Below are 2579 nucleotides of genomic sequence, written 5' to 3' on the forward strand. Positions count from 1 at the left end.
GAGGTGCCATTCGTGCCCTTAATGGAGACACTGACATGGGCGACTATGCGGAGGAAGTCTCTCCGCTCGCGGGAAACGTGTTCGCATTCAAACGCTCAGAAACAAGCTGGCATGGCCATCCTTCGTTCAAAGGCGAACGCTATGTGGTGCAAGTAACGTTTCTCATCTCTGAAGAGGAATTAGCGCGGAAAGAGAAACGCGGCGGATTCCAAACTAAGCTTAAACGCTTGTTGCGGATCAATTAGGAACCCAAACAAGGCAAGTTGCTAGCAGTCAAACACTGGACAGCAAGATGCTTGTTTCGCTGTTCATGACGCCTTCGATCAGGCGGACTTCGCGCAGGACGCGGTCGAATTCTGAGAGGTTTTCGACGCGGATGTCTGTTACCAGATCCCATTTACCGCTGGTGGTGTGCAGGACTTGCAGTTCGGGCAGACCGCGTAGTTTGCGGATGACCTGGGTGGTGTTTCGTCCCATCACTTCAATCATCATGACAGCACGGATCTCGCCGCTGTCATAATCTTCACGCACTCGTGCCGTAAAACCAAGCAGCGCCCCTGTTTCCAGCAGCCGGTCCATGCGTGTTTGTACTGTTGCGCGTGAGACGCCCATAATCTGTGAAAGTTTGGAGACTGGAGCACGGCCATCCAAACGCAGAAGGCTGATTAATTGCCGGTCGAGTTCATCATAAATATGTTTCGCCGTATGGTTTTGCTTCATAAGTGCTCTCAACCCATAAGTTTAGCAATAATATAAAATTAACCTAGCAATCTGTCAAAAACTATCTCTCATACCTAGCAAGATTGATATGTTTTTTGCAATTTGCACAGTTGATACTAGGGAAACTGTAATTACTTGAGGAAAGCTCATGTCAGCCCCTGCCCCGTCAGAACTCGCGTTCGTTCCATTTGTCAGTGTCGACAATATGATGAAGCTGGTCCATCACATTGGCATTGAGAAAATGCTCTCGGGCATCGCCGACTACGTCGAAGAGGATTTTCGTCGTTGGGAGCTGTTTGACAAGACACCCCGGGTGGCTTCCCACTCCAAAGAAGGTGTTATTGAGCTGATGCCGACCTCGGATGGTGAGACATACGGCTTCAAGTACGTCAACGGGCACCCAAAGAACACAAAGGAAGGCCTGCAAACTGTTACTGCGTTTGGTCTTCTGGCAGATGTGTATACCGGTTACCCTGTCCTTGTGACTGAAATGACCGTACTGACAGCGCTTCGCACAGCAGCGACCTCTGCAGTGGTGGCAAAGTACCTTGCTCCTAAAGATGCTCACACCATGGCGATGATCGGCAACGGTGCGCAGTCAGAGTTTCAGGCTTTGGCGATGAAGGAAATCTGCGGGATCAAAACCCTGCGGCTTTACGATGTTGATCCTAAAGCGACCGAAAAACTCATGCGCAATCTGGAAGGTCGCGGTTTGACCTTGCAATCCTGCAAAAGCGCAGAAGAAGCGGCTCTTGGCGCACAGATCATCACCACCTGTACCGCCGACAAGCAGAATGCCACCGTGCTTTCCGACAATATGGTTGGAACTGGCGTGCATATCAACGCAATTGGTGGCGACTGCCCAGGCAAAACTGAACTTGCCAGTGGTATCCTGACCCGCTCTGATGTTTTCGTGGAGTACCCACCTCAAACACGCATCGAAGGCGAAATTCAGCAGATGCCTGAGGATTTCCCTGTCACTGAGATCTGGAAAGTGATCACGGGTCAGGCAGAGGGCCGCAAAGACGAGCGTCAGATTACGCTGTTTGACGGTGTGGGCTTTGCAACTGAGGACTTCTCCGCCCTTCGCTACGTTCGTGACCAGCTTAAGGGCACTGGTTTGTACCATGACCTTGATATGCTAGCCGATCCTGATGATCCGCGTGACCTGTTTGGCATGGTGATGCGTGCAGAACCGGAAAGCGGAGACGCTGCATGAACCGTACATCCGTTCAAGCGCCCGGCGCCGTCGTCATGGTTCGCCCGCACCACTTTTCAGTGAATGCGGAGACTGCTGCTGACAACGCTTTTCAGGCTGAGATCACAACAGATTCAGAGCACGCCAAGCAGGCTTATGATGAGCATACTGCAATGGTGGAGCAGCTTGAATCTCACGGTGTGCGCGTTCATGTGTTTGAGGGAGATACTCCGGGACTTCCAGATTGTGTTTTCCCGAACAACTGGTTCTCCACCCATGCTGGTGGACACGTTGCGATTTTTCCGATGAAGGCAGAAAATCGCCGTTTGGAGCGTCGTCACGACATCCTTGAAATGCTGAAATCCGATTACCGTGTTCAGGATGTCATCGACTATTCCGGCCTTGAGCAGGATGGGCTTTATCTTGAGGGAACTGGCGCAATGGTGCTCGATCATATTGATCGTGTTGCCTATGCGGTGGAGAGCGACAGAACCAACCCAATCGCGCTGGAACGCTTTTGCACGCACTTCAACTTTGAGCCGATGGTGTTTGCTGCTGAAGACGACAAGGGCACGTCGATCTATCATACAAACGTGCTGATGTGTGTTGGAACCAACTTTGCGCTAATCGGTACAGACATGATCACAGATACGGCGCGGCG

The 2579-nt window shown here is 51.5% G+C and carries 3 protein-coding genes and 1 pseudogene; 3 read left to right on the forward strand and 1 reads right to left on the reverse strand.

The features are described from left to right. A pseudogene (locus PPL9_RS33685) lies at positions 1–245 on the forward strand (2OG-Fe(II) oxygenase); the annotation flags it as partial. Between the two features lie 28 nt (positions 246–273). On the opposite strand, the gene PPL9_RS24585 reads toward PPL9_RS33685, so the two are convergent. Next, entirely contained in the window at positions 274–720 is a 447-nt protein-coding gene (locus PPL9_RS24585; RefSeq protein WP_057465180.1) for an Lrp/AsnC family transcriptional regulator, read from the reverse strand. 148 nt (positions 721–868) lie between these two features. Between PPL9_RS24585 and PPL9_RS24590 the strand changes: the two genes are divergently transcribed. Both PPL9_RS24590 and PPL9_RS34365 read left to right on the forward strand, forming a co-directional pair. Further along, on the forward strand, positions 869–1939 hold the full coding sequence (locus PPL9_RS24590) for an ornithine cyclodeaminase (protein ID WP_057465181.1): 1071 nt from the start codon (positions 869–871) through the stop codon (positions 1937–1939). Next, positions 1936–2579, forward strand: a 644-nt coding sequence (locus PPL9_RS34365) for an arginine deiminase-related protein (RefSeq protein WP_244273453.1), incomplete at its 3' end; no start/stop codon positions are given. The genes PPL9_RS24590 and PPL9_RS34365, both read left to right, overlap by 4 nt.

This window comes from Pseudovibrio sp. POLY-S9, assembly GCF_001431305.1.
Taxonomy (GTDB): Bacteria; Pseudomonadota; Alphaproteobacteria; order Rhizobiales; family Stappiaceae; genus Pseudovibrio.

Excerpts from the sequence above, each read along its gene's own strand:
- PPL9_RS24585 (WP_057465180.1), bottom strand. The coding sequence starts at position 720 with ATGAAGCAAAACCATACGGCGAAACATATTTATGATGAACTCGACCGG.
- PPL9_RS24590 (WP_057465181.1), top strand. The coding sequence starts at position 869 with ATGTCAGCCCCTGCCCCGTCAGAACTCGCGTTCGTTCCATTTGTCAGT.